This window comes from Bradyrhizobium sp. NBAIM08 (genome assembly GCF_020193935.1).
In the GTDB taxonomy this organism is placed as follows: Bacteria; Pseudomonadota; Alphaproteobacteria; order Rhizobiales; family Xanthobacteraceae; genus Bradyrhizobium; species Bradyrhizobium yuanmingense.
Window position 1 is genome coordinate 680,461 of the sequence record NZ_JADYVR010000001.1, and the last position, 20,724, is coordinate 701,184.

23 protein-coding genes and 1 pseudogene are annotated in these 20,724 nt (G+C 65.2%); 7 read left to right on the plus strand and 17 right to left on the minus strand.

The window, feature by feature from the left end:
- Positions 1-120: 120 nt before the first annotated feature.
- A complete protein-coding gene (locus I6F37_RS03210; RefSeq protein WP_225150230.1) occupies positions 121-435 on the minus strand; it encodes a hypothetical protein in 315 nt (104 codons plus the stop codon).
- 130 nt (positions 436-565) lie between these two features.
- Here I6F37_RS03210 and I6F37_RS03215 point away from each other — a divergent pair, with 130 nt between their 5' ends.
- Together I6F37_RS03215 and I6F37_RS03220 are read left to right on the plus strand one after the other, a co-directional pair.
- A complete protein-coding gene (locus I6F37_RS03215; protein WP_225113215.1) occupies positions 566-1,219 on the plus strand; it encodes a glutathione S-transferase family protein in 654 nt (217 codons plus the stop codon).
- A gap of 75 nt (positions 1,220-1,294) precedes the next feature.
- Positions 1,295-1,447, plus strand: a complete 153-nt coding sequence (locus tag I6F37_RS03220; protein ID WP_193374987.1) for a hypothetical protein — start codon at positions 1,295-1,297, stop codon at positions 1,445-1,447.
- 120 nt (positions 1,448-1,567) lie between these two features.
- On the opposite strand, the gene I6F37_RS03225 is transcribed toward I6F37_RS03220, so the two are convergent.
- Entirely contained in the window at positions 1,568-1,915 is a 348-nt protein-coding gene (locus I6F37_RS03225) for a hypothetical protein (protein ID WP_225124914.1), read from the minus strand.
- Positions 1,916-2,026: 111 nt separating this feature from the next.
- Positions 2,027-3,559 carry an acyl-CoA carboxylase subunit beta gene (locus tag I6F37_RS03230; protein WP_225124913.1) on the minus strand — a complete coding sequence of 511 codons (1,533 nt, stop codon included), beginning with the start codon at positions 3,557-3,559 and terminating at the stop codon, positions 2,027-2,029.
- Between the two features lie 140 nt (positions 3,560-3,699).
- Here I6F37_RS03230 and I6F37_RS03235 point away from each other — a divergent pair, with 140 nt between their 5' ends.
- The 3 genes from I6F37_RS03235 (at position 3,700) to I6F37_RS03245 (ending at position 5,560) form a co-directional block, all read left to right on the plus strand.
- Positions 3,700-4,101: a DUF4260 domain-containing protein gene (locus tag I6F37_RS03235; protein ID WP_036011080.1), complete on the plus strand. Its 402-nt coding sequence runs from the start codon at positions 3,700-3,702 to the stop codon at positions 4,099-4,101.
- 258 nt (positions 4,102-4,359) lie between these two features.
- Positions 4,360-4,950: a hypothetical protein gene (locus tag I6F37_RS03240; RefSeq protein WP_036011077.1), complete on the plus strand. Its 591-nt coding sequence runs from the start codon at positions 4,360-4,362 to the stop codon at positions 4,948-4,950.
- Between the two features lie 190 nt (positions 4,951-5,140).
- Positions 5,141-5,560: a hypothetical protein gene (locus I6F37_RS03245; protein WP_036011074.1), complete on the plus strand. Its 420-nt coding sequence runs from the start codon at positions 5,141-5,143 to the stop codon at positions 5,558-5,560.
- Positions 5,561-5,619: 59 nt separating this feature from the next.
- On the opposite strand, the gene blaOXA is transcribed toward I6F37_RS03245, so the two are convergent.
- From blaOXA to I6F37_RS03285, 8 genes are all read right to left on the minus strand, one after another.
- A complete protein-coding gene (gene blaOXA / locus I6F37_RS03250) occupies positions 5,620-6,438 on the minus strand; it encodes a class D beta-lactamase (protein ID WP_036011124.1) in 819 nt (272 codons plus the stop codon).
- A 76-nt stretch (positions 6,439-6,514) separates the two neighbouring features.
- Positions 6,515-6,778 carry an EscU/YscU/HrcU family type III secretion system export apparatus switch protein gene (locus I6F37_RS03255; protein ID WP_025036968.1) on the minus strand — a complete coding sequence of 88 codons (264 nt, stop codon included), beginning with the start codon at positions 6,776-6,778 and terminating at the stop codon, positions 6,515-6,517.
- Positions 6,775-8,376 carry a flagellar hook-length control protein FliK gene (locus tag I6F37_RS03260; protein WP_036011072.1) on the minus strand — a complete coding sequence of 534 codons (1,602 nt, stop codon included), beginning with the start codon at positions 8,374-8,376 and terminating at the stop codon, positions 6,775-6,777. Before I6F37_RS03260 ends, I6F37_RS03255 begins: the two co-directional genes overlap by 4 nt.
- A gap of 65 nt (positions 8,377-8,441) precedes the next feature.
- Positions 8,442-9,227 (minus strand): ATP12 family chaperone protein, encoded by a 786-nt coding sequence (locus tag I6F37_RS03265; protein ID WP_036011070.1) that lies wholly within the window; start codon positions 9,225-9,227, stop codon positions 8,442-8,444.
- Between the two features lie 74 nt (positions 9,228-9,301).
- Complete coding sequence (locus I6F37_RS03270; RefSeq protein WP_225139879.1) at positions 9,302-9,559, minus strand: hypothetical protein; 258 nt, start codon at positions 9,557-9,559, stop codon at positions 9,302-9,304.
- Positions 9,560-9,642: 83 nt separating this feature from the next.
- Entirely contained in the window at positions 9,643-10,857 is a 1,215-nt protein-coding gene (locus I6F37_RS03275) for an RluA family pseudouridine synthase (RefSeq protein ID WP_036011066.1), read from the minus strand.
- Between the two features lie 52 nt (positions 10,858-10,909).
- A complete protein-coding gene (locus tag I6F37_RS03280; protein ID WP_036011063.1) occupies positions 10,910-12,247 on the minus strand; it encodes a replication-associated recombination protein A in 1,338 nt (445 codons plus the stop codon).
- Complete coding sequence (locus I6F37_RS03285; RefSeq protein ID WP_036011123.1) at positions 12,244-13,650, minus strand: DegQ family serine endoprotease; 1,407 nt, start codon at positions 13,648-13,650, stop codon at positions 12,244-12,246. The genes I6F37_RS03280 and I6F37_RS03285 overlap by 4 nt, the downstream gene beginning before the upstream one ends.
- Before the next feature lie 312 nt (positions 13,651-13,962).
- Here I6F37_RS03285 and I6F37_RS03290 point away from each other — a divergent pair, with 312 nt between their 5' ends.
- Entirely contained in the window at positions 13,963-15,576 is a 1,614-nt protein-coding gene (locus I6F37_RS03290) for an OprO/OprP family phosphate-selective porin (protein ID WP_225150232.1), read from the plus strand.
- A 120-nt stretch (positions 15,577-15,696) separates the two neighbouring features.
- Here the strand turns inward: I6F37_RS03290 and I6F37_RS03295 are convergent, their stop codons facing one another.
- Positions 15,697-16,071: a helix-turn-helix domain-containing protein gene (locus I6F37_RS03295; protein ID WP_036011060.1), complete on the minus strand. Its 375-nt coding sequence runs from the start codon at positions 16,069-16,071 to the stop codon at positions 15,697-15,699.
- A 123-nt stretch (positions 16,072-16,194) separates the two neighbouring features.
- Between I6F37_RS03295 and I6F37_RS03300 the strand changes: the two genes are divergently transcribed.
- Positions 16,195-17,208 carry a zinc-binding alcohol dehydrogenase family protein gene (locus tag I6F37_RS03300; RefSeq protein ID WP_036011057.1) on the plus strand — a complete coding sequence of 338 codons (1,014 nt, stop codon included), beginning with the start codon at positions 16,195-16,197 and terminating at the stop codon, positions 17,206-17,208.
- A 94-nt stretch (positions 17,209-17,302) separates the two neighbouring features.
- Here the strand turns inward: I6F37_RS03300 and I6F37_RS03305 are convergent.
- The 5 genes and pseudogenes from I6F37_RS03305 to rpsK all read right to left on the minus strand — a co-directional run bounded on the left by I6F37_RS03305 (position 17,303) and on the right by rpsK (position 20,690).
- Positions 17,303-17,601 (minus strand): annotated as a pseudogene (locus I6F37_RS03305) (DUF1330 domain-containing protein).
- 10 nt (positions 17,602-17,611) lie between these two features.
- Complete coding sequence (locus tag I6F37_RS03310; protein ID WP_036011054.1) at positions 17,612-18,400, minus strand: SDR family NAD(P)-dependent oxidoreductase; 789 nt, start codon at positions 18,398-18,400, stop codon at positions 17,612-17,614.
- A gap of 189 nt (positions 18,401-18,589) precedes the next feature.
- The gene (gene rplQ / locus I6F37_RS03315) at positions 18,590-19,006 is read right to left on the minus strand and encodes a 50S ribosomal protein L17 (protein ID WP_025036979.1); all 417 of its coding nucleotides are present in this window, start codon (positions 19,004-19,006) and stop codon (positions 18,590-18,592) included.
- Between the two features lie 148 nt (positions 19,007-19,154).
- Entirely contained in the window at positions 19,155-20,186 is a 1,032-nt protein-coding gene (locus I6F37_RS03320) for a DNA-directed RNA polymerase subunit alpha (RefSeq protein WP_036011050.1), read from the minus strand.
- A gap of 114 nt (positions 20,187-20,300) precedes the next feature.
- Positions 20,301-20,690: a 30S ribosomal protein S11 gene (gene rpsK, locus I6F37_RS03325; protein WP_007603045.1), complete on the minus strand. Its 390-nt coding sequence runs from the start codon at positions 20,688-20,690 to the stop codon at positions 20,301-20,303.
- Positions 20,691-20,724 lie beyond the last annotated feature (34 nt).

The following is a 20,724-nucleotide window of genomic DNA, read 5'->3' on the forward strand; positions in this document are numbered from 1 at the left end:
CGTACCTGTGATGCAGAAGGAATGTCGCTGCAACGCCATGAACCGAAGCTGAAGCCAGCGTTCAGATTCATGCGAGCCGAGATGAAGAATCCGTAACTCAGTCCGGGTTACAGGACATCGCTACGCCGCGAACTCCTGCGCCAGCACCAGCGTCTCGCGCGAGCGCTTCACGTCGGGCCAGTCGCGGTTGAAATCGGCGACGAGCTTCTTGAGCGCGTCACCTTGCAGCATCCCATTCAGCTTGGCCTCGTCATCGAACTGATACATCGCCTGGTGCAGCGAGGGATCGTCGAGGCTCCAGAATCGCCACGCCTTGCTCACGCCGAAGGCCTGCACCGCGTCGGGCAAATGTTCCGTCTCGTACCAACGGTCGAAAGCAGCGCGCTTGGCGGCGTCGGACACGACGGCGCGAACGACGAAGAAGGCTGCTGGCATCGGATTTCCTCCTGTTGTTTGGGGCGAGCCTAGCCGGTTAAGCCGCCGGCGACAAAAGGAGTCGCCGCCGGTGTCGGAATGGGCGCCCTTCGTTCGTCCTTTGCGTTGAACCGGCACACGGAGACAGCAAATGGCCGACCTCACCCTGACCACCTTCGATTGGGTTCCCGCAGCGCCGCGAGGCTTCGTGCGCGACTTCCGCGTGCGCTGGGCCCTCGAAGAAGCCGCCTTGCCCTATCGCGTCGCCAGCGTGCCATTCGACGACCGCGGGCCCGCGCACTTCGCCCACCAGCCGTTCGGCCAGGTTCCGTGGCTGACCGACGGCGACCTCTCGATTTTCGAGACCGGCGCGATCCTGCTGCATCTCGGCGGCCTCAGCGAGAGGCTGATGCCAAAGGACCCGCGCGGCCGCACTGAAGCGGCGGAGTGGGTGTTCGCGGCGCTCAATTCGGTGGAGATGGCCAGCCTGCCCTGGGGCATGTCCAAATTCATGGGACATCCGACCGACACGGCAGCATGGAAGTTCGTGGATGACTTCCTCAAGCTTCGGCTCAAGCATCTCGAGCCGGTGCTGGCCAGCCGCGAATGGCTGGCGGGCTCCTTCTCCGTCGCCGACATCCTGATGGCGGACGTGCTGCGCGTCATCGATGGATTCAACGGGCTGACGGACAGTCCTGCCTGCCGCGCTTACGTCGCGCGCGCCACCGGACGTCCGGCGTTCGCCAAGGCCCACGCCGACCAGCTGGCGCATTTCGCCGCGGCGGATAAGGCGCGTGGGGCGTGATGCACCTCACATAATCGATGCTGTGCTTGGCATAGAGTCGCCGGCATCGGAACGATTCAATTCGACAGGTGACCCATGGTCCGCATCGAATATCTCAAGCGACAGATCGCCCGCGCCGAGCGGTTGGCCAAGGCCATCCTCGACCGGCAGACCGCCGACCGGCTCCAGGCCTACGCCGCCGAATGCCGCGCCGAATTGTCGGAGCTGACAGTCAAGCAGGCCGCGTGAGGCTTGCTGGCGCTGGAGGCGTCTGATGCGTAGGGCGGATTAGCGATAGCGTAATCCGCCACTTCTCCATCCGATGACGCACACCTTGGTGGATTACGCTTCGCTAATCCACCCTACACCTCACACCAGCTTCAGCGGCGCATCGGCAACGACCCTGAGGTCAATGCTGCCGATCAACGCCGCACGCCGCGCCTCCGCAGCACTGATGGCCTCGTCCGTCTGCCGCAACGTCGAGACATTCGAGCCGAGCGAGACGATCCCGCCGAGCACCAGCGCAATCGATCCGAGCGCGGCAGTCTGACCAAATCCGAACAGACCGAGGATCGTCACCAGCAGCAGCGCCGCCCCGCCACCGATCGCGATCTTGGACGCCAGGATGTACTTGCGGCACCGCTCAGCGATCTCGGCGAGCTCTTCGATGCGATCTTCGATGTCGGAGATTTCGTCGGAAGGATCGTCTTCGGTCATTGGATTGAGCGTGCCAAATCAGAAGGAGCCTGTCGCCCGCATGAGCAAAGCGACATGCGGGACCTCGGCAAAGGGCCGGATGTCGCTTTCGCTCATCCGGGCTACCTCCTATTACAACGGCAAGTTGTCGTGCTTCTTCGCCGGCATTTCCGTCTTCTTGTCCTTCAGCATCGCCAGCGCCCGCGCGATGCGCTTTCTTGTCGAGTGCGGCATGATGACGTCGTCGATATAGCCGCGCTCGGCGGCGATGAACGGCGACAGGAAGCGGTCCTCGTATTCCTTGGTCCGGGCGGCGATCTTGTCGGGGTCGCCGATATCGCTGCGGAAGATGATCTCGACCGCGCCCTTGGCGCCCATCACCGCGATCTGGGCGGTCGGCCAGGCGTAGTTCATGTCGGCGCCGATCTCCTTGGAGGCCATGACGTCGAAGGCGCCGCCATAGGCCTTGCGGGTGATGATGGTGACGAGCGGCACGGTGCACTGCGAATAGGCGAACAGGAGCTTCGCGCCGTGCTTGATCAGGCCGCCATATTCCTGCGCGGTGCCGGGCAGGAAGCCCGGCACGTCGACGAAGGTGACGATCGGGATGTTGAAGGCGTCGCAGAAGCGGACGAAGCGTGCCGCCTTGCGCGATGCGTCGCTGTCGAGCACGCCGGCCAGCACCATCGGCTGGTTGGCGACGAAGCCGACGGTGCGGCCCGCAATGCGGCCAAACCCGGTGACGATGTTCTTGGCGAAGGCATCCGCGATCTCGAAGAAGTCGCCCTCGTCCACGACCTTCAGGATCAGCTCCTTCATGTCGTAGGGCTTGTTCGGATTGTCGGGGATCAGCGTGTCGAGCGACATGTCGACCCGCTCGATGTCATCGAAGCTCGGCCATTCCGGCACGCCGTCGGTGTTGTTGGAGGGCAGGAAGTCGATCAGGCGACGCATCTGCAAGAGCGTCTCGACGTCGTTCTCGAAGGCGCCGTCGGCGATCGAGGAACGCGTCGCATGCACCGAGGCGCCGCCGAGCTCCTCGGCGGTGACGACCTCGTTGGTCACGGTCTTCACCACGTCGGGACCGGTGACGAACATGTAGCTGGTGTTCTTCACCATGAAGATGAAGTCGGTCATCGCAGGCGAATAGACGTCGCCGCCGGCGCAGGGGCCCATGATGACGGAGATCTGCGGGATCACGCCCGAGGCAAGCACGTTGCGGCGGAACACGTAGGAATAACCGGCGAGCGCGGCGACGCCTTCCTGGATGCGGGCGCCGCCGGCGTCATAGAGGCCGATGATGGGCGCCCTCGCCTTCATCGCCATGTCCTGGAGCTTCGTGATCTTCAGCGCATGCGTTTCCGAGAGTGAGCCGCCGAACACCGTGAAGTCTTTGGCAAACACAAAAGTCTTGCGGCCGTTGACGGTGCCCCAGCCGGTGACGACGCCGTCGCCCGGCACCTTGCTCTTCTCCATGCCGAACTCGGTGGAGCGGTGCTCGACGAACATGTCGAACTCCTCGAACGATCCCTTGTCGAGCAGAAGCTCGATGCGCTCGCGGGCCGTCAGCTTGCCGCGGGCGTGCTGCGCCTCGATGCGCTTCTCCCCGCCGCCGAGCTTTGCGCCGGCACGACGATCTTCAAGGGCGTCCAGGATGTGTTTCATTTGCTCCCGCCAGTTCTTAAGTGATGGGCGGGTTCTAACACGGCATTTTGCGGCCCGGAAAGCCGCTTTCGCCGTCGCAGGGCTGCCCTGCCGTAGCGGGAAAGCGCAAGGAATTACAAAGTTTTGCCCGGGAGGCGAGCGTGAGCGAAGGAACGGCCGAGACGGGCGCTGCAACAGGCGGCGTCAACATCCTGCTGCGGCTGGAGGGCCTCACCTTGTTTGCAGGAATGGTGACGCTCTATGCGGCCTGGGACGGGTCGTGGCTGGTGTTTGCGCTGCTGTTCTTCGTACCCGATCTGAGTTTCCTGGCCTACCTGTCCGACGCTAGGTTCGGTGCGATGGTCTACAACGCCGCCCACAGCTACTTGGTGCCGGTGGCGCTGCTGACGCTGGGCTTCGCCCTCGCCTCGCCCCTCACCCTCTCCATCGCCTTGATCTGGCTTGCCCATATCGGCATCGACCGGGCGCTCGGCTACGGCCTGAAATATTCCGCCGGGTTCGGCTTCACCCACCTGGGGCGGATTGGGCGGAGGGACTCCTGATCTCCCTTCCGGCTGAGTGCGTAGCCCGGATGGAGCGGAGCGTAATCCGGGACGGTGCAGCGCGGGCGCGATTCCCCCGGATTTCGCTGCGCTCCATCCGGGCTACAGGACCGCATTTGTCGCACCAGCGGGTTGACCGGGCCGACCGATTCAGGCTTGCTCCGAGTCAGATCAGGCGCCGAATGTTGCGTGAGCCCAATCGGTACGGCGGTGATCATCATGCCCTAGCTCCAGCGTCTACCTACTGGCATCACCGAGATGTCCGCGACGGTCGTCCCCTTGCCGCCGAACCCAGCGTCCGAAACGATCGACTTCCTGCGCCGCATGGCCGGCATGGTGTCGGGGCGGAACGGCGAGATGCTGCTGCGCGCAGCCAGCATGATCGAGACGCTGAGCCAGCGGGCGATGTCGGCCGAGCGGCTCTATCATCAGGCGCAGGAAGAGAGCACGCGCAACGCCGAGCTGCGCGAGTCCGCCGAACTCGCCTCCGACGCCATGGTCGGCCAGATCGCGGCGCTGCGGGCACCGCTCGCCGAGCTCACCGCCGCGACCGCAGCCGAGCGCGCCGCCTTCGATGCCGAGCGCGGCAAGCTGCTCGAGCTGATGCAGCATGCCGAGAGACATATCGGCAAGCTCACGACGGAGCTCGACAGCTTGCGCGCCTCCGTCGACAGCTTCAACGAGACCGCGGTCTCGGTGCCGATCGAAGTGCTGCGGCTGGCGCGGACGCAGTTCGATTATCTCTCCAGCGGCTTTGCCCGGCGCGGCGATCCGATCTCGCAGGCCATGAGCGAGATCGGCGGCTTCGCCATCGACCGGGCGCTGACGGCGAAGCCTGACAACGCCTGAACTCCGTCCCCGAAATCGTCGACTTTCAGCTCGAGCTGGACCGCCGGGCTGGCGCTCAGAATTGCCGAGGAGTTGCCGATGGCTGCGTGGTGTTGCCATGGCGTCATCATAGCAGTGACACCGAAACCACTACAGGCCGGGCGTTCGAAGGCGATATCAGCGCAGCAAGCACCCACGACCGGAGAGAGCAATGTTCGTCGATATCGATAATGCATCACTCGAAACGGCAGGCTCGAGCCTGCCCGGAGATCAACCCATCTTCATGCTCAATCTTCTACGCTATCGGGATGAGGCCTTGTACCCAGACAAATCCGAGCTTCCAGCCTGTAGCGGCCGCGAAGCCTATTTCACGCGCTATGTCCCCGCATTTCGCAAGGTCGCGATTCCGCAAGGGGTCAGGCCAACTTGGCTAGGATCCGTCGGAGCTCTGCTGGTGGCGGCGCAAGGCGACGCCTGGCACGACGCCGCAATCGTGCGCTACCCGGACTTCGCGACCTTTCGAGTCATCGTCTCGAGCTCCGATTACCGGCGTGAGGCCGAACCCCACCGCTTTGCCGCGCTCGCCGATTGGCGTCTGATTGCGACGACTGAGGTTCAGGTGCCGGCTTGACGTGCAACCGCACGCATTGACCGTGTGCGAACAGGTTGCTTCTAAACCTCACGGTCTCGCTAGAGCGCGCCGATCTCGGCAAGGCAGGCTTGGGTCAGCGTCATGCGAGCCTCGATGTGGCGCGGCTCCTTGCAATCCATGTTGAGCGCGAACACGGTATGGGCTTCGCCCTTCTCGGCCCAGCCGACCATCCAACCGAGCGACGGATCGCCGCGCTCGGCGCCCAGGAGACCGGACTTGGCGCGAATGACGGCGTCGCCGACCTTCGTCGCCGGCAGGATATCGGCAACGAGATCCTGGCTGCGCTTCGAGATCGGCAGCGCGCGGCGGCGCAGCCGGTCGACGAAATCGACTTGCTCGACCGGATCGATGCGCAACGCCCCTGTGAGCCAGAACTGGTCGATGCCGCCGCCGATGTCGCGATTGCCATAGTCGAACGCGTCGACATATTGCTGCATGCGCACCTCGCCGATGCGGCGCGCGATCTCCTGATAGACCGGCACCGCGCTCACCGCGATTGCGCTGCGCAGCGTGTGATCCTTGTTCCAGGCCTCGATCGGCCGCTTGACGCCGTCCCAGGCAAACACGTCCTTGTCGGGGTCAGTGACGACACCGGCCTCGAGCGCAATCAGCGAGTTGGGAATCTTGAAGGTCGAGGCCGGCAACTTGCCCTCGCCCGAGCGCTCCTTGTCGCTGGCGACGATCAGATAGTCCTCGACCTTGTAGCCGACGAAGGTGCCCGACGTGCCGAGATCGGTGAAGCGCTTTGCAAGAGCGTCGCGGATTTCATTGCGCGGCGGCGCGACATGGGCGCGCGCGCGTCGAGGCAGGATCACGGTTGCGGCGAGGAGGCCGAGGGTGGAACGGCGGGTCAGCAAGGGCGGGTCCATTGAGCGGCGGAAAAACCGGTGCGACCATGCAGCCGCTAAGTGTTGAAACGATGACAGGTTGTTTTTACCGTCCCCGGCCCGACAGCCGCAGCACGAACACCAGCACCTCGGCGACGGCCTTGTAGAGATCCGGCGGGATCTCGTCGCCGAGCTCGACCTTCGACAGCGCGCCGGCCAAGACCTCGTTCTCCTCGATCGGAATGTCGTGGGCCTTGGCGATCTCGACGATCTTCTCACCGATCGTGCCCTTGCCCTTGGCGACGACGACGGGCGCGCCAGATCCCTTCTCGTAATGCAGCGCGATCGCGAGCTTGGAGGGATCGCTCATGTGGCGCGATCCAGGAAGTGGCCGGCGCGAGCCGGCGCCGGTGGCGGCGGCGTGCCGTCGCGGACCACGATATCGCCGGGCTTGAGCTCGGCCTTCGTCAAGGCCTGGCTGAGCTCACCGATGCCGGCGCGGAGCTGCTGCGCCGTGGCCGGCCGCTCCGCCCACATCCGAACGAAGGTCTTGTCGCCGTTCAGCGTGATCAGCGCATGCACGGGTCCGGCCGGCTCGACATCGAGCGAGAAGCGCGCGCGCCAGGCGCGCTTGGCGGGGTCGTCCGACTCATTGCCGCCATCGCGCGAGATCTCGAACTGCGCCATCGCGGTACCTTGCGGGGTCGCGAACGGAATTTCGAAATTCCACTGCGGCGCGGCCGGATCGATGCGGTGGCCGCTGGCGTCGGTGCGATCGGGGAGCGAGGCAATTTGCAACAACGTCTGGCGGGCGATCGCGGCATCGGTCTCGTCGAGCAGACGATGCACGGTTGCAGCCAGCGGCGTATCCGGCGCGAGCGACGGCATGGCAATGGACTGAGGCGCCGGCAGCGCGCCCCGGACCGGCGGAGGTGTCGGATGCGCGGCCGCCTCGAAGATATGGGCATCCGGCACGGACTTGTTGGAGCCCGGCACGTTGCCGGTCAGGCGCGGCAGGTTTTCCGTGACCTCCTGCAGCAGGCTCGTGGCAAGGCCCCCGGACATGGTGCGCGACACCAAAGCTTGCGGATTGTTGCCCGCCACATCGGCCAGCAGAGCGGCAGCAAACGCACCGCGCGACGCTTGCGCCGGGCGGGCGCGTTCCGGCAACGCCGCTTGTGCCGTTTCGCCCGCCAGCGCGGAGGCTGCGGTCTGCGTCGTGGCCGCAGCACTCGCCGGCAGCGCCACACCTTGCGCAGTTGCCTGCGGCGCGCCGAAGGTCGATGCCAGGGTCTGGCGCAACACCAGCAGAGCGGCCTTCAAGTCCGGGATCGCGCCGGAGGACGGCGTCGTGCCTGCGGCCAATGAGGCCTCGAGAAACAGTCCGGACTTCTGGAACGCGGATTCGATATCGCCGCCGTCGAGGGCGGTGTTGAGCGGCGTCTGCTGCGCCAGCACGTCGAGCACCGCCTGCTTCAGCCTAGCGGGCAGATTGCTGCTCGTCACAACAGAGGCCAGGTTGGCGAACAGCGGCGCCTGGCTGCCCTGTTTGGTCACGGCCCCGGCAGAGGCCGTTTGAACGGCCACCTGCTCGGACGGAGTGAGGGTGTTCCGTGCCGTGGCCACCGACGGCGCCAGCGGCGGGCTCTCCACCAGCGAGGCCGTGCGCGGCGTCAGCGTGACCTGATCTCCCGCCGCCTCGCCTGCCCCGCCCATGACCGCGAGGCGAATGGTGCCGTTGCTCTGCGAGACCGCGAGCTGGAGATTCTGCCCTGGCGTCAGAGCCACCTCAGACATCACGTCCATCGCCAGGTTGGCGATCGCGATCCGCACCAGATTGTCGGCGAGCACGCTGACCACCCTGGCATCGACGACACTGCCGGCTTGAAGCATGAGATCCGGCGTCGCCGCATCAGCCGGGCGGCTGGCGGCGTTGACGGGAGCGATGGGGGTGACCGGCGTCGGCATCTCGGCAGCCCTAGGGGAATGCCGGCTACCGTAACCGCCGCCTCGTAAACCTCTCGTTAAGGACCTCAGATGGCCGGCTGCTTCACCGCCGCCAGAACCGTCACAGCGGCCTGGAAATCCTTCAGGCGGGCGGCGCGGCGGGCGGCCGCCTCCTCGTCCACGCCCCATTGCTCCACGTTCCAGTCCTCGTCGACATGGGCGGCGGCCCAGACCTGGTCGGCATCGCGCACGCCTTGGTCCAGCGCCAGCGCAAGCAGTGCCGAGCCGGTCAGGGTGGTCACCATGTGGAGCGCGGCGACCGACCAGGGATCGCCGGGCAGCGCCGCCCGTGCGGCCTTCACCGCCTCGTCCGGCTGCTTCACGTGCATGACGCCTTCGGACAGGATGAAATGCGCACCCAGTGTCTGCGCCGCCCAGGACAGCACGGGATCCCAATGCGCAGCCTCCCGGGCGACCAGTCCCTCGGGATGGCCGGCGCGATAGAACAGCAGGTCAGATTCGAAATATTTGGCGAGGTCGTCGCTGACGAGCTCGACGCGATCGATAACGCCCTCGACCACGCTGTTGGCGATGCGCGTCAAAGGCATGGTCACGGGATCGATCGCCTCGCCTTGGGCGGCCCATTCCGCGGCGACGCTATCTGCGAGCGCGCGCGTCGGGATCACCAATTGGCGGCCGGAGGGCGTACGGATCGGCTTGCCGTCGAGAGTGATGGCGAAGCCGCCCTCGGCATCGACGACGCCGGCCTCCTTGTAGAAGCGCTTGCGCATTGGCGTGCGCGCGGACGCGCGCGCCGATTCCCGGGGATCCGGCGCAGGCTGCCTTGCTGCTTCCTCGAACAATTCGCGCATGTCGGTTTTTCCGATCCTATCGTCTGTCAAATTACCTGTGTCGTCATGGCCCCGCTTGGACGCCGATGAGGCGGCTAGTTCGCGCAGCTACGCGCATAAGTGCCGCGATCGGCCGGGCCCAGTCCTGCGGCTGCAGCGTCGTGGAGGCACTTCGTGACGCGATCGCCGAAGGAATTGCGCGGCAGCGGCTGGTAATTGTAGCGCGGCGGCGCGTCAAACTGCGGAACCTTGGGCACCTCGATCTTCGGCGGCGGTGGCGGCGCAGGCAGCGGTGGAGCGAGCCGCGCGGCGTCCGGCGAGACATATTGCGCGCGGACGGCCGGCCCTACCAACAGAGTAGCCAAGAGCGCCAAGCAGATCGACAGTCGTCTCATGGGGAAACATGTCGTGCGTCAGTCGCCCCTATTCAACCTCACTATTCTTCAGGCGCGTTCTCGATCGGATCAAATCTGGTTGCGTCCAGCCCCAGCAGGTTCCACGACTGCTGCATGTGCGGCGGCAACGGCGCGGTGGCGTCGATCACGCCGCCGCGCGGATGCGGAATGACGATGCGGCGTGCGAGCAGATGCAGCCGGTTCTGCAGGCCGCCCGGCAGCTGCCAGTTCTCGATGTTGAAATATTTGGGATCGCCGACGATGGGATGGCCGATATGGGCCATGTGGGCGCGCAGCTGGTGGGTGCGGCCCGTCACCGGCTTCAGCGACACCCAGGTCAGCTTGTTGCCGGCGGTCTCGACCACGGCGTAGTACGTCACCGCGTGACTGGCGCCCTCATCGCCATGCTGGGCGATGCGCATGATGGTGTCGTCCTCGCCCTCCTCCTTTGCAAGGAAGGTCGAGATGCGGCCCTGCTTCGGCTTCGGCAGGCCCGGCACCAATGCCCAATAGACCTTGCGCGCCGACCGCGAGCGGAACGCGCCGGTCAGGTGTGAGGCAGCGAAGCGCGTCTTGGCGATCAGGAGACAGCCCGAGGTCTCGCGATCGATGCGGTGCACGAGGCGGGGCTTCTGGCCTTTGGCATCGCGCATCACTTCAAGCATCTGGTCGATGTGCCGCGTCATGCCCGAGCCACCCTGCACGGCAAGGCCGGCCGGCTTGTTCAGGACGAGGACGTCGTCGTCCTCCCAGATCGTCATCTCCTTCAGCGCCTTCAGCGTCTTCTGCGCGGCCTCCGAGAGCTCGCCGACGACCTTCGGCGCATCGAGCTTGAGCGGCGGGATGCGGACGCTCTGTCCCTCCTCCAGCCGGTCTTTGCTGTCGACGCGCTTGCCGTCGACGCGCAGCTCGCCTTTGCGTACGACGCGCTGGATGTGGGAGAACGACAGGCCGGGAAAGCGCGCCTCGAGGAATCGATCCACGCGCATGTTGTTCTCGTCGGCCGTGACCGTGACGGTCTGCACCTTGGTCGGTAGCAGCGCCTCGACGGACTTTTCAGGCGCAGGCCTCTCCTGGACCGCTTTGGGCGGACGCCGCTCGGCGCGCTCGCCGGCAAAGCGCGGCGGCTTACCGCCGGGCTTGCCACCCGGACGCGGCCCGGCCTTCTTCGCGCTACGCGCCTGATGCGCCCGCGAGTCGTCGCGTTCGTCACGCGACCGTGGCTTCGGGTTCATTCTCTTGATACGGCGGCTCATGGTTGCCTGCGTACCCCAAAAGCGGCCTTCCGTCACGACGAAATGGCCGCTTCTAGCGGGAGTCGCCCCGCTCCTTGCGCAGCTTGGCCCAGTAATCCAGCCGCTTCCTGATCTCGCGTTCAAAACCCCGGTCGGGCGGGTCGTAGAAGGTCTGGCGGCCCAGGGCCTCCGGGAAGTAGTCCTGGCCGGAGAAGGCATCCGGCGCATCGTGGTCGTATGCGTAGCCGGAGCCGTAGCCTTCCGACTTCATCAGCTTGGTCGGGGAATTGAGGATGTGCTTTGGCGGCAGCAGCGAGCCGGCCTGCTTGGCGACCTGCATCGCGGTGCCGAAGGCGGTGTAGACCGCGTTCGATTTCGGCGCGGTGGCGAGATAGACCACGGCCTGGGCGATGGCGAGCTCGCCCTCGGGATGGCCGAGGAAGTCGAAGGCGTCCTTGGCGGCATTGGCGATGACGAGCGCCTGCGGATCGGCCAGCCCGATGTCCTCGACCGCCATGCGCACGACGCGGCGGGCCAGGAACAGCGGGTCCTCGCCAGCGTCCAGCATGCGCGCGAGGTAATACAGCGCGGCATCGGGATCGGAGCCGCGCACCGATTTATGCAGCGCCGAGATGAGATTGTAGTGGCCGTCGGCCGATTTGTCGTAGATCGGCGCGCGGCGCTGCAGAATCTCCTGCAGCTGCGCGGCATTGAAAATCTCGTCCGCCCGCGCCGAACGCCAGACTTCTTCGGCGAGCGTCAACGACGCACGGCCATCGCCGTCGGCCATGCGCACCAGCACCGCGCGCGCCTCCGCATCGAGTGGCAGCTTCCTGCCCTCGACGGCTTCGGCATGCACGAACAGCTTTTCGATCGCGGCGGCATCGAGCGAGCGAAACACCAGCACGCGCGCACGCGAGAGCAACGCCGCATTGAGCTCAAAGGACGGGTTCTCGGTGGTGGCGCCGACCATGACGACAGTGCCGTCTTCCATCACCGGCAGAAAGGAGTCCTGCTGGGCGCGGTTGAATCTGTGCACCTCATCGACGAAGAGCAGCGTGCCCTTGCCCATCTCGCGACGGGCGCGCGCGGCATCGAACGCTTTCTTGAGGTCGGCGACGCCAGAGAACACCGCAGAGATCTGCTCAAAATGCAGATCCGTCGCGTCCGCCAGGAGCCGCGCCACCGTGGTCTTGCCGGTGCCGGGCGGGCCCCAGAACACCAGCGAGCCGAGCGTGCGCGTTTCCAGCATGCGCGTCAGCGCACCATCGGGGCCGAGGATGTGATCCTGGCCGACGACCTCCGACAGCGCACGCGGGCGCAGCCGGTCCGGCAGCGGATGCGGAGCATCGTGATCGAGCCCCGCCGCAGCAAAGAGAGTCGGTGTCTCCGTTGGTCGCTTCGGACTCATCCGCCCAGCGTGACGTTGATCTGCTGGCCACCACGCACCAGCGTGATGCGCCAGATCCGTGCCCGTTCACCTGCAGCCTTCTCGAGGTCGCCGGTCTTGCTGATCTTCTGATTGTTGACGGCCAGGATGATGTCGCCCTTCTGGAAGCCGACACTCGCAGCCGCGGTATCGCCGCCGATATCGGTGATCACGACGCCTTCGGTGTCGGCATCCAGACGCAGCTCATCGGCGACGGCCGGCGTGATGGTCGAAACCTTCGCGCCCTGGAACGGCGAACGCGCGGTGACGACGAGCTCGTTGCGCCCGGTGTCGGGCGCGGTCTCCAGCGCTACCGTGAGCTTCACCGACTTGCCGCCGCGCTGCACGTCGAGCTGCGCGGTGCCGCCGAGCGGACGGGTTGCGAAGCGATAGTCGAAGGCGTTGGGATCATCCACGATCTGGCCGTCGATCCCGGTGATGAGGTCGGAGGATTTCAGGCCGGCTTTCGCCGCCGGACCGTTCGACACCACGCTCGCGACCAGCGCACCGGTCGGCGAGCGCAAGCCGAGGCTCTCGGCGATGTCGGGCGTCACCGCCTGCAATTTCGCACCGAGCCAGGGCCGCTTCACCGCCTTGCCGCCGCTCTTGGCGGAGGCGACGACGACGCGCACCATGTTGGCGGGAATCGCAAAGCCGATGCCTTGCGAGCCGCCGGAGCGCGAATAGATCGCGGTATTGATGCCGGCGAGCTTGCCACCCATGTCGACCAGCGCGCCGCCGGAATTGCCCGGGTTGATCGCCGCATCGGTCTGAATGAAGAACTGATAGTCGGTGATGCCCACTTGCGTGCGCGCCAGCGCCGAAATGATACCCTGGGTCACGGTCTGGCCGACGCCGAACGGATTGCCGATCGCGAGCACGACGTCGCCGACCAAGAGCTCATCGGAATTGGTGAAGTCCAGCGTCGGGAACTTCTCCTTGCTGTCCTTCAGGCGCAGCACGGCGAGATCGGTCCGGGAATCCTTGAGCAGGATCTCGGCCTCGAACTCGCGCTTGTCCGACAGCGACACCTTCACCTGGTCAGCGCCCTCGATGACGTGGACGTTGGTGACGACGAGGCCGGAGGCATCGACGATGACGCCGGAGCCGAGCGAGCGCTGCATCTGCTCGGGCTGCTGGCCCGGCACGCCGAAGAAGCGGCGGAAGATCGGATCGTCCAGTAGCGGATTGCGGTTCTGCACCACCTTGGCGGCATAGACGTTGACGACCGCCGGCTGCACCCGCTGCACGATCGGCGCATAGGACATCCGCAGCTCGGCCGGCGACGACGGGACCCGACGGTCCTGCGCAGCAGTCGGATTGAAGGTGGCCGAAAAGGCTACGCACAGCGCCGTAAGGGCGGCAGTCCAGGTCGCTCGAAACATTCCTACCTCTTGGAAAAGACGCCGGAATATAGGCGCGTTCGCCTCCCAATAGAAGGCCGCCGGCGGGCAATATTCGGTCCCTTCGCAGCCGTGTCCGGCATGCAAGGGTGCCGTGCGAATCGGCCATTTGCCCGGCGGCGGATTGGCATGATGTGCGTCATCTTGCATGGTGGTGTGAAGCGGATTCGGTTGCGGCGAATTTGCATCAGTGGGAACCCACGCAACCGCTCGCAGCGTCGCGGGGCAGTCATCGATCACACCTAGGCTCTCCCTTCGCGACTTGGGGAAAACAGTCAGATGATGGAGCGTAACGTGAGCAGAACAAGAATTGCGGCCACCGCGATTGGTCTCGCCGGCGCGCTGGCGGCCTCGCAGGCCCAGGCCCAGTCGGCAAGCAGCAGTGAGCAGGAGATCGCGCTGTTGAAGCAGCAGTTGAAGATGCTCGAACAGAAGCTCGACAAGCTGCAGAGCCAGACCGCGGCGAACACGGCAGCCGCAGCAAAGGCGAAAGTCGAAGCCAAAGCAGAGGCAAAGGCCGAGGCGCGCGCGGAGGCAAAGGCCGCGGTGGCCAATGCCAACGCGGCAATTCCCGTCAAGGGGCCGGCGCCGGCGTCCGGCGTCGTCGTGACGATGCCGAACAACCGGCCGACGATCTGCACCGCCGACCAGGCCAATTGCGTCGCCATCACCAGCCGCCTGCATTGGGATGTCGGCGGCTATGACTATCGTCCCAACACCGCGGCCACCGTGCCGCAAAAGCTCGATAGCGGCCAGAACGTCCGCCGCGCGCGCATCGGTGTCACCGGCAAGTTCTTCCACGATTGGAATTTCGCACTGGTCTACGATTTCGGCGGCTCGTCCGACGGATTTGGCGGCGCCGCGCCGGGATCGCTGCCGGGCGGCGGCGTCTCCGGCGTCGAGAACGCCTATATCAGCTATACCGGCCTGAAGCCGTTCGGCGGCAAGATGGCGATCGAGGCCGGCATCATGGACCTGCCCTACACCATGGATGAAGCCACGAGCTCGAACGACATCATGTTCATGGAGCTCGCCTCGCCCGGCGTGATCGCGACCAACATCGCTGCCGGTGACTTCCGTTCCGCAGCCGGTGCGCGCTGGTTCAACGACCAGCTCTGGATCGGCGGCTATGTCACGGGACCGACGACCGGTGCGATCCATTCCGCCTCGAGCGCGGCGCCGCCCGGCACCAGCGAGCAATATGGTGCCGTGGCGCGCGTCGCCGGCAATCCGATCAGCACCAAGGACTACTCGGTGCATATCGGCGCCAATGCGCAATGGCTGATCCAGCCGCCGCGCAATCTCATCGCCAACACCCAGACGGTCACGCTCAGCGATCGTCCGGAATTGCGGCTCGACCCGACCACGCTGATCTCGACCGGCGCTATCGCCAATGCCTCGGGCGCGCAGGTCTACAGCGTCGAGGCGGCGGCGACCTACGGTCCGTTCATCGTCCAGGGCGAGTATTTCTGGTACAATGTCGATCGCACCGCCAACACGGCCGTGCCGCTGACGGGTGCACCGAGCCTGAAATTCCAAGGCGGCTACGCGCAGGCCGGCTATGTGCTGACCGGCGAAGGCCGCTCATACAATGCGGCGAACGCGGCCTATAGCGGCGTCAAGCCGGCACATCCGTTCTCGCTCGACGGCGGCGGCTGGGGCGCGTGGGAGATCGCAGGACGGTTCTCGACGATCGACCTCAACGATCAGCTCGCGACCGCGAGCGGCGTCGCAGGCGGCCGGCAGACCGTCTATACGCTCGCGCTCAACTGGTACGTCAACGGCAACGTGCGCTTCATGCTCGATTATCTGCACGGCACGGTGTCGCGACAGGCCTCGCCGATCTCGACCGCCGACGTCGGCTCGAAGTTCGACGCGGTCGCGATGCGCACGCAGTTCGCGTTCTAGAGCATGATCCGGAAAAGTGTGAAGCGGTTTTCCGAAAAGATCATGCTTAAACAAAACCTAAAGCGCGATCGCGCTTTAGAACGCGCTCGTTCGGGAGCGGCAGCGTCCGCTCCCGAACGATCACGCCGCGCGCTTCTTCTTCACGACCACGGGCGGCGGCGCGCAGGACAACCGCTCCTGGTGGCTCTCGCCCCAGGCCTTCAGGATGTCGATCACGGGCCTCAGGCTCTCGCCCAGTTCGGACAGGCAATACTCCACCCGCGGCGGCACCTCGGCATAGACCTTGCGGATGACGAGCCGGTCTTCCTCCAGCGCGCGCAGCTGCTTCGTCAGCATGCGCTGGGTGATGCCAGGCATCCGGCGGCGCAATTCGCCGAAGCGCTGGGTGCCGCTCTGCAGGTGGTAGAGGATCACGCCCTTCCACTTGCCGTCGATCAGGTCCAGCGTCGCCTCGACCGAGCAGCCTGGACGGCGGGCGAAGTTACGGCGTTTCATGCGGCTTTTTCCCAATAGTATCCAAACAGGGACTATATCCCCAAATTTACAGTACTTGCCAAATCGGAGCCAGAGCGACAGTTAAGGCAGCGGGCGAACAAAGCCATCTGATGGAGACACGCCATGAAAGCCGTCGGCTACAAGAAATCGCTTCCGATCGAGGACGCGGAATCACTGTTCGATTTCGAGACCGCTAAACCCGACCCCAAAGGGCGCGACATCCGCGTCGCGGTGAAAGCGATCTCGGCCAATCCGGTCGACTACAAAGTGCGCAAGCGCGCCGCCCCGCCCGAGGGCGAGACCAAGATCCTCGGCTATGACGCGGCCGGCGTGGTCGATGCGGTCGGGTCTGAGGTCACGCTGTTCAAGCCAGGGGACGAAGTGTTCTACGCGGGCTCGATCCTGCGCCAGGGCACCAACGCCGAATTCCATCTGGTCGACGAGCGCATCGTCGGCGCCAAACCGAAGAGCCTGTCGTTCGCCCAAGCCGCCGCTCTTCCCCTCACCTCGATCACCGCCTGGGAGCTGCTGTTCGACCGGCTCGGTGCGGTGCCGGGCAAGAGCGTCGATCCGCGCACGCTGTTGATCACCGGCGGCGCCGGCGGCGTCGGCTCGATCCTGATCCAGCTCGCCCGCCGCCTCACCGGGCTGACGGTGCTCGCCACCGCGACACGGCCGGAGTCGCAGAAATGGTGCCTCGATCTCGGCGCGCATGCGGTGATCGACCATGGCAAGCCGATGAAGGAGCAGATCGAGAAATTGAAGCTGCCGCCGGTTGCGCTGGTGGCCAGCCTCACCTTTACCGACCAGCACTACAAGGCGATCGCGGAATTCATGGCACCACAGGGCAAGTTCGGCCTGATCGACGATCCCCCGGAGTTCACGATTGCCGCATTCAAGGGCAAGGCAATCTCGGTGCATTGGGAATCGATGTTCACGCGCTCCTCGTTCCAGACGCCTGACATGATCGCGCAGCATCATCTGCTCAATGACGTGGCCGACCTCATCGACAAGGGCGTGTTGCGCACCACACTCGACCAGACCTTCGGCACAATCAACGCAGCCAACCTGAAGCGCGCGCACGCGCTGTTGGAGAGCGGCAAGTCGCGCGGCAAGATCGTGCTGGAGGGGTGGTAGGCTAAGGCTTCGTCGGGTGGGCAAGGCGCGCTTGCGCAGTGCCCACCATCTCTCTCTAGTCGCGACAATGGTGGCACGCTTCGCTTTGCCCACCCTACGGCACCGGTGTCCCTTCAACGAACAACAGCCGCCGCTCCAGCGCCGTCTGCCGCAACTTGAGCGCTTCGGCATATTCCGGCGAGGCGTACCATTCCTTCAGCCGCGCCATCGACGCGAATTCGACGATGATAATGGCCTTCGGCGGCAAATTGCCTTCGGCAAGCTCGGCCTTGCCGCCGCGGACGAGATAGCGCCCGCCGTACTGCGCGACCGTCCTGGCGGCAAGTGCGCGATAGGTTTTTGAAGTCCTCGGGGGTCGCGCAGTACGACCTCGGAGATCACATAGGCCGCCATGCGCCTCGCCTCAGGCGATGGTGTTGACGATGCCGCCCTCGGCGCGCAGCGCTGCGCCGTTGGTGGCGGATGCCTCCTTCGAGGCGACATAGACCACCATATTGGCGATCTCGTCGACGCTGGCGAAGCGCTGCAGCAGCGAGCTCGGGCGATGCTGCTTGACGAAGTTGGCGGCGGCTTCATCCACGGACTGGCCGTTCTGCTTCGCGAGATCCTTGACGAACGTCTCGACGCCTTCCGACATGGTCGGGCCCGGCAGCACGGAATTGACGGTGACGCCGGAGCCAGCGGTGAGCTGCGCCAGGCCGCGCGCGACCGAAAGCTGGGCCGTCTTGGTCATGCCGTAGTGGATCATCTCGACGGGAATGTTGAGCCCGGATTCCGAGGAGATGAAGACGATGCGGCCCCAGTTGCGCGCGAGCATGCCCTTCATGTAGGCGCGCGACAGGCGCACGCCGCTCATCACATTCACCTCGAAGAATCGGCTCCAGTCCTCGTCGGGGATGTCGAAGAAATCCTTGGGCTCGAAGATGCCGGCATTGTTGATGAGGATGTCGACCTCGGGCAGCGCCGCAACGAGTGCCTTGCAGCCTGCCGCGGTCGAGACGTCGGCCGCGATGCCGCGGACCTTGGCGCCCGTCCCTTCCAGCCTGCGCACCGCCGCATCGACTTTGTCCTGGCCGCGGCCGTTGATCACGACGCTGGCGCCGGAGCCGGCGAGCCCCCTGGCGATGGCGTGGCCGATGCCGGCGGTCGAGCCGGTCACGAGGGCGGTTTTTCCGGAAAGGTCGATCTTCATGCGATATCTCCATGGATGCGGATGGAGATATCGGAAGCGGCTCCCTCAGCTGCAATCGGGGCTCACCGACGCGTGAGGAGCGTGAATGGTGGGCACGGCGCGCCAAGAGCGCGCCTTTGTCCACCCGACCGTTCCAACAAAAAAGCGGCGCCAAAGGCGCCGCTCTTGAAACGGCATGCCGATCGGGCTTTACGCCGCCTCGGCTTCCTTCTCCTGCACCGGGCCGGAATCCTGGCCCTTGGCATCGACATCGCGATCGACGAACTCGATCACGGCCATCGCGGCGTTGTCGCCATAGCGGAAGCCGGCCTTGATGATGCGGGTGTAGCCGCCCTGGCGGTCCTTGTAGCGGGTCGCGAGCGTATCGAAGAGCTTCTTGACCATATCGACGTCGCGCAGCTCGGAGATGGCCTGACGGCGCAGCGACAGGCCGCCCTTCTTGCCGAGGGTGACGAGCTTCTCGACGATCGGGCGAAGCTCCTTGGCCTTGGGCAGCGTGGTGACGATCTGCTCGTGCTTGATCAGCGCGGCCGCCATGTTGGCGAACATCGCCTTGCGGTGCTCGGCCGTGCGGTTGAGCTTCCGATGAACCTTGCCGTGACGCATGTGTGTAGTCCTTCTTCGATTGTGTCGCGGTGGTTCAGCGACTGGTTTTCAGGTGGGCTTCCTGCGTTCGCCCTAGGCCGCGAGTGGCGAATGGTGAGTAGCGAATAGATCTTCTTCCCCTATTCGCCACTCCTTACTCGCCATTCGCTCAGTAATGATCCTCGAAGCGCTTGGCGAGCTCGTCGATGTTCTCCGGCGGCCAGCCCGGCACTTCCATGCCGAGGTGCAGACCCATCTGGGCCAGCACTTCCTTGATCTCGTTCAGCGACTTGCGGCCGAAGTTCGGGGTGCGGAGCATTTCCGCCTCGCTCTTCTGCACGAGGTCGCCGATGTAGACGATGTTGTCGTTCTTCAGGCAGTTGGCCGAACGCACCGACAGCTCGAGCTCGTCCACCTTCTTGAGGAAGGCCGGGTTGAAGGCGAGGTCCGGGATGATCTCCTGGGCGACTTCCTTGCGCGGCTCTTCGAAGTTGACGAACACGTTGAGCTGATCCTGCAGGATGCGGGCGGCGTAGGCCACCGAGTCATCCGGCGTGATCGCGCCGTTGGTCTCGATCGTCATGGTCAGCTTGTCGTAGTCGAGGATCTGGCCCTCGCGGGTGTTCTCGACCTTGTAGGAGACCTTGCGGACCGGCGAGTACAGGCTGTCGACCGGGATCAGGCCGATCGGCGCATCCTCGGGACGGTTGCGCTCGGCGGGCACGTAGCCCTTGCCGGTCGAGACCGTGAACTCCATGCGGATCTCGGCGCCCTCGTCGAGCGTGCAGATCTGCAGATCGGGGTTGAGCACGACCACATCGCCGACCGTCTGAATGTCGCCCGCGGTGACGACACCCGGGCCCTGCTTCTTCACGACCATGCGCTTGGGGCCCTCGCCCTGCATCTTGATCGAGATGTCCTTGATGTTGAGCACGATGTCGGTGACGTCCTCACGGACGCCCGCGATCGAGGAGAACTCGTGCAGCACGCCGTCGATGTGCACCGACTGCACCGCCGCGCCCTGGAGCGAGGAGAGCAGGATGCGGCGCAGCGCATTGCCGAGGGTCTGGCCGAAGCCACGCTCGAGAGGCTCGGCGACGATGGTCGCGAAACGCGAGGAATCGCTGCCGGGCGTGACCTGGAGCTTGTTCGGCCGAATCAGTTCTTGCCAATTTTTCTGGATCGTCACTGTTTCACCCATACAGGCCAGTCAATTTGACGGTGCAAATACTGGCGTTGGAGAAAGGCCGCAGATCATTCCCGCGGCTTCTTGCAAAGTCGCCGCGGGCGCCGACGCGCCCGCAGCTCGTCAAAATCAAACGCGCCGACGCTTGCGGGGACGGCAGCCGTTGTGCGGGATCGTGGTCACGTCGCGGATCGAGGTGACGGTGAAGCCGGCAGCCTGGAGCGCGCGGAGCGCCGATTCGCGGCCCGAACCGGGACCGGCGACCTCGACTTCCAGCGTGCGCATGCCGTGCTCCTGCGCCTTCTTGGACACGTCCTCGGCGGCAACCTGCGCGGCATACGGGGTCGACTTGCGCGAGCCCTTGAAGCCCATCGTGCCGGCCGAGGACCAGGCGATCGTATTGCCCTGCGCGTCGGTGATGGTGATGGTCGTGTTGTTGAACGACGAGTTCACATGCGCGACGCCGGAGGCGATGTTCTTGCGCTCACGACGACGAACGCGGGTGGCTTCCTTGCCCATTGAGTCCCTTTCCTGAAGATCTCAAACGCCGCCG

What these genes read in the sequence shown, in the direction of transcription:
- rplQ (WP_025036979.1), bottom strand. Translation starts at nt 19,006, where the DNA reads ATGCGTCACGGCAAGGTTCATCGGAAGCTCAACCGCACGGCCGAGCAC.
- I6F37_RS03275 (WP_036011066.1), bottom strand. Translation starts at nt 10,857, where the DNA reads ATGAGCCGCCGTATCAAGAGAATGAACCCGAAGCCACGGTCGCGTGAC.
- I6F37_RS03255 (WP_025036968.1), bottom strand. Translation starts at nt 6,778, where the DNA reads ATGAGCGATCCCTCCAAGCTCGCGATCGCGCTGCATTACGAGAAGGGA.
- I6F37_RS03300 (WP_036011057.1), top strand. Translation starts at nt 16,195, where the DNA reads ATGAAAGCCGTCGGCTACAAGAAATCGCTTCCGATCGAGGACGCGGAA.
- I6F37_RS03285 (WP_036011123.1), bottom strand. Translation starts at nt 13,650, where the DNA reads ATGTTTCGAGCGACCTGGACTGCCGCCCTTACGGCGCTGTGCGTAGCC.
- I6F37_RS03230 (WP_225124913.1), bottom strand. Translation starts at nt 3,559, where the DNA reads ATGAAACACATCCTGGACGCCCTTGAAGATCGTCGTGCCGGCGCAAAG.
- I6F37_RS03215 (WP_225113215.1), top strand. Translation starts at nt 566, where the DNA reads ATGGCCGACCTCACCCTGACCACCTTCGATTGGGTTCCCGCAGCGCCG.
- I6F37_RS03310 (WP_036011054.1), bottom strand. Translation starts at nt 18,400, where the DNA reads ATGAAGATCGACCTTTCCGGAAAAACCGCCCTCGTGACCGGCTCGACC.
- I6F37_RS03220 (WP_193374987.1), top strand. Translation starts at nt 1,295, where the DNA reads ATGGTCCGCATCGAATATCTCAAGCGACAGATCGCCCGCGCCGAGCGG.
- I6F37_RS03210 (WP_225150230.1), bottom strand. Translation starts at nt 435, where the DNA reads ATGCCAGCAGCCTTCTTCGTCGTTCGCGCCGTCGTGTCCGACGCCGCC.
- I6F37_RS03245 (WP_036011074.1), top strand. Translation starts at nt 5,141, where the DNA reads ATGTTCGTCGATATCGATAATGCATCACTCGAAACGGCAGGCTCGAGC.
- I6F37_RS03260 (WP_036011072.1), bottom strand. Translation starts at nt 8,376, where the DNA reads ATGCCGACGCCGGTCACCCCCATCGCTCCCGTCAACGCCGCCAGCCGC.
- I6F37_RS03265 (WP_036011070.1), bottom strand. Translation starts at nt 9,227, where the DNA reads ATGCGCGAATTGTTCGAGGAAGCAGCAAGGCAGCCTGCGCCGGATCCC.
- rpsK (WP_007603045.1), bottom strand. Translation starts at nt 20,690, where the DNA reads ATGGGCAAGGAAGCCACCCGCGTTCGTCGTCGTGAGCGCAAGAACATC.
- I6F37_RS03320 (WP_036011050.1), bottom strand. Translation starts at nt 20,186, where the DNA reads ATGGGTGAAACAGTGACGATCCAGAAAAATTGGCAAGAACTGATTCGG.
- I6F37_RS03225 (WP_225124914.1), bottom strand. Translation starts at nt 1,915, where the DNA reads ATGACCGAAGACGATCCTTCCGACGAAATCTCCGACATCGAAGATCGC.
- I6F37_RS03280 (WP_036011063.1), bottom strand. Translation starts at nt 12,247, where the DNA reads ATGAGTCCGAAGCGACCAACGGAGACACCGACTCTCTTTGCTGCGGCG.
- I6F37_RS03240 (WP_036011077.1), top strand. Translation starts at nt 4,360, where the DNA reads ATGTCCGCGACGGTCGTCCCCTTGCCGCCGAACCCAGCGTCCGAAACG.
- I6F37_RS03295 (WP_036011060.1), bottom strand. Translation starts at nt 16,071, where the DNA reads ATGAAACGCCGTAACTTCGCCCGCCGTCCAGGCTGCTCGGTCGAGGCG.